This is a genomic window from Paraburkholderia sp. J8-2, assembly GCF_905220195.1.
Classification (GTDB): Bacteria; Pseudomonadota; Gammaproteobacteria; order Burkholderiales; family Burkholderiaceae; genus Paraburkholderia.
Genome location: NZ_CAJMZA010000068.1, coordinates 1 through 4167, shown reverse-complemented (window position 1 = coordinate 4167; position 4167 = coordinate 1). Strand labels below are relative to the sequence as shown.

The following is a 4167-nucleotide window of genomic DNA, read 5'->3' as shown; positions in this document are numbered from 1 at the left end:
GCAAGTAACGCGATGCCGATCAACGCTGCACCGATCGGTACGAGCCAGATGGTGAGCGGGAGAAATCGTCTGAGGGACATTGAAAGCTGCTGCAAGAGTGAATTACCTGAATCGGGCGAGCAGTTCGGCTGCGCCCCGTTCAATACCGGTTTTGGGGGCGTCTGGCGAGCTCAACCTGGCAGACAGCCCGCCATCTGGATACCTTTCGATATAAGCTTCAATCAGCTTGTTTGAAGAGGAATCCGAAATTTCTACCGCATAGATGACATATCCTGGCAGCGCCGTGCCTGCACCGGTGAGCGTGAGCCGAACACGAAGCGTATCGGTTCCGGACTCATTCACCAGATCGAAGCGGGTGGCCAGCTTTTCTGCAAACGTAGCCTGCATGAAATCAGCGAGCTTCGAGCGCTCCGCGTCGCTGACGTGGTGAAACTCGGCGTCCGGTCCGCCGTAAAGCTGGACGGGTTCGAGGATGAGTTTTCTGTATCGTGACCAGTCCTGCGGCAACGCATACCGATAGGGCATATGGGTGCCATCCCGGTCGTCGGGATTGACGCGCAGGTACGGCCATGAAGCGAGGCTGGAATACTTGACGGGCTTGACTGTCGAGCACGCCGAGAGTGCAAGGCAAAGCGTAGCGAACAGTGCAAGACCGAGCGCTGCGCAAATCAGGGCTTTTGGGGCCATCCTCAACAGCAACTCGAACGCAGGGGTTATTAGTTTCCGGATGCTCATATAAACCGTCTAGCCGGTTTGTAAATTGCGCGCTTCATAACGCCACTAAATCTGAGAAAACGTCCTGACTGGTAGCGACCGCTACGCGGACCGACGGTAGACCGAGATTGCTCACGGGTCATACTACCGCAGGTCAGTCACGATGTAAACCGTCTGGCCGGTTTGTATTTTACGTCTCTTAGGTGGTTGGACTTTGGCGGATTCCTCGGCTGGCCGCGTCGCTGCCTCGGACATCCCGCGCTGGGTCTATTGCGGTTTGCAAGGGTTCACCGTCGAAGCAAGGCCTACTCGCAATCGGTTCGGTCCTGGCGGAGAGACCAAGCAGCCGAAGGGCGTTTTCCTTCAGTATCAGGGGACGCACATCCGGCTTGATGTCAGGTGTATCGGAATCCGCGAGCCAGCAATCCGGATGCAGGGGAATGTCGCGCTACTCCGGTCGAGGCTGTGCGCAAACCAAAACGCTTAATTGGCGCGCACGTTCGACACCTCGATGTGAAGCACGAACATTCCGTTAGCCATGCGTCACATTTCTTGCGCTGTAGTCCACACGCCCGTTCGTGAAAGGCATGGCAGCGATGGAGTCCATACCCACCTCCCTGTCGATTAGTTCATTGAGTTGGGCATTCATCAACATCATCACATCGTGATGGTCGGAAGGCGATAGCGCTAGATTGACAACTTCGTGAGGGTCGCGCTGAAGGTCAAACATCTCGAGGTCGTTGTCTGCGTAAAGCGCATCAATGGAAGTCGGACGGTTGAAACGATTCAGCGCGAAATACCGGCTGAACCGGTAACGTCCGTCGAAGACGCTGCGGATCGCGCAACGGTATTCGAGGCGTGGCTGCAGCGCATTGAGCATCACATCCTTGCGCTCTTCCTCGATCTCGTTGTTCTTTACCAGTTCGCGAACTTGTTTCAACCAGTTCGCATCGGAATAGTCGAGCATGGCGTAGTTGAAGAGCGTCGCGCTTCGCAAGGTCGCAGTGGCCGCCTTACCCGGCGCAGCCAGCAGATTCGAAAAACTGCGTCCGACGAGGGGCTGGCGCGCGACTTTCGTTTGCGTGGCCAGGTCCGCGCCCGCAATCGCCAGAAGCGTGGGGACGAGATCGACGTGCGACGTCAACGCGTTGCAACGCTCGCCGCCGGGATGGTCTGGATGACGGATGATCAGCGGGACGTGATTCTGCTCGCGATAGGCCGTCGCGCCCTTGTCGACAAGCTGATGCGCGCCCGCATGTTCGCCATGGTCAGCCGTGAAAACGATGACTGTGGATTCGTCGAGGCCGGAAGCCTGTAATGCCTGCAGCACGCGCATGACATGCGTGTCGCAATCGCGGATGCAATTGAAGTAGTTGTCCTGGTAGACGCGAACGCGCTCGTCAGTGAACGGAAATTTGCCGACGAACAGGCTATGCGCTTCGCTGTACATCGCATGCGCGAAAGGGCGTCCCCTCGCGTGCAGCGATTCCAGGCGCGACGGCGAAAGCGGCACGTCCGTCCACGACTGGCGATAGAGATCGTCCGCCGGCGGACGCATGATCTTCAGGTCATGCGGCGAATGCTGCTGGAGCTCGTCGGACGCGGAATCGGTATTGGTGAACATGGCGTCGTGCGGATTCACGAAGTTCAGCGCCATGAACCAGGACTTCCCAGCGTCTCGCAACTCAATACCGCGGCTTCGTAGCCAGCTGACCGCGGATTCGGCGGTGATGCCATCGTAGCTATAGCCTCCCTGCGCAAAGCCGATCAAGTCTCCCACGCCGAAGTAGTCGTCGAAACCATAGTGCTTCATGGTGTCGTGGTAGGCACCGACCGGTGCGTTGTAGATGCTCGGGCTGCGGTGCATCGTCTTGCTCAGATGCCATTTGCCGAGATACGCGGAGTGATAGCCGATCTGTTGGAGCATCCCGCCGATCGTCGGAATCTCCGGCGACATGTCGGGCTGCCAGGCTACACCCGCGTTGTCGAACACGCCAGTATGCTGCACGTGGCGTCCCGTATAGATCGTCGAGCGCGACGGCGAGCAGATTACGGCGGCAATCTGATGGTTGGTGAAGGTCGTGCCGTGCTGGGCAAGCCATTCACGCGCGGGAACCGGAAAAGGCCACCTGTCGAAATAGCGCTCCTGGTCGGTCAGGATGAAGAGGATGTTCGGCCGTTTGAGCCGACTGGCCGGGTGCTTCGGCGTGTTCAGAGCCTGAGTCGGTGCAGCTCGTGTGCCAGAGGACGCCGGAGCGGATTGCGCGTGGGAGGTTGCGCCGCCCAGTACGGTCGCGGCGACGGTCGAGCCGGTCTGTTTGAGAAATGCGCGACGGGATGTTTTGCTTGCCATGTTGTTGTTCACTCTTGATTTCGAGGGGGCTGTATAGCAAACGCCAGGCCGTCTTGCCGTGTAGAAGCAAAGCTGCGAGCGTCGCTAGCGTGCGTCCTACGACAGGCGTCCGATCATTGAGAAATTACAGTTCATCAGTGTGCGTTTTCTCCCTGGTCGCCAATACAGACGCAGTAGCCAGCACCGGCCCATTGCCGATCAATTTGGTTGCGCACGGTTGCCGCAAGCCATGCCAACTGGCCCAGTGAAATTGGCTGCCTGCCGCGTATGGATGGTTCGTTGTTGCCCCTGACCTCCAGGTTCATGGAGCGACTTGTGGAGGACATCGCAAGCTCCGGGACGAAATAAAAAGCGAACAGAACCATTGAAGCGACCCTTTTCAAGCTGTCTTTGCACAATCGCCTGGGCCGTTCCGCAAGGTGTTTCGTCGCGCTTAAGGAATCACTCGTCCGCCGTTCAAGATGGACGCCGGATCGATCGCGGTTTTGAGCTTGCGCATCAGGTCAAGCTCTGCATCCGAGCGGGTCAGTCCGAGAAAGGCGCGCTTGACCACGCCGATGCCGTGCTCCGCCGAGATGCACCCGCCCGCGTCGCGCACTGTCTCGTAGACGAGCGCCTCGACATCGAGCAGCGCGGCTTCGTCGGCGTATGGGCCGCTTAGTACGTGCAGATTGCCGTCGCCGAGATGGCCGAAGAACAGATGCTTCTGCTGTGCAAACTTCTCTTCGAGCCGCGCGCGCAGCGTCGAGACGCAACGTTCCATCTCTTCCATCGGCACACCCACGTCGAAGGCCGCGTGCGGGCGCGTGGCGGCCAGCAACTCGCCGACCGACTCGCGCGCGGCCCACAACTGCTTTGCCTGCTCCAGCGACTGCGCGACGATCACGTCGTCGATCGTGCCTGCTTCGAGTGCGTCGCCAAGCGCTTCTTCGAGCGCGCGCTGTGCATCGTCGTTGGCTTCGCCCAGTGTTTCGACGAGCGCATAGACCGGATAACGCGTCGAAAAGGCAGGCTTGAGCCTGGCCACGTCGCAGGCGGCCAGCATGAAGTCGTCCCACATCAGCTCGAACGACGAAAGGCCCGGCAAGCGCATGCGCAAC

The 4167-nt window shown here is 59.1% G+C and carries 3 protein-coding genes; all 3 read right to left on the bottom strand.

Annotated features, from left to right (window positions below; translation table 11 throughout):
• Positions 1-102: 102 nt before the first annotated feature.
• Positions 103-687, bottom strand: coding sequence for a DUF3313 domain-containing protein (locus tag U5A52_RS42655; protein ID WP_321940392.1), 585 nt, complete (start codon positions 685-687; stop codon positions 103-105).
• Between the two features lie 559 nt (positions 688-1246).
• Positions 1247-3079: a sulfatase-like hydrolase/transferase gene (locus U5A52_RS42650; RefSeq protein ID WP_321940390.1), complete on the bottom strand. Its 1833-nt coding sequence runs from the start codon at positions 3077-3079 to the stop codon at positions 1247-1249.
• Between the two features lie 421 nt (positions 3080-3500).
• On the bottom strand, positions 3501-4167 hold a 667-nt coding region (locus U5A52_RS42645), incomplete at its 5' end, for an FAD-binding oxidoreductase (RefSeq protein WP_321940388.1).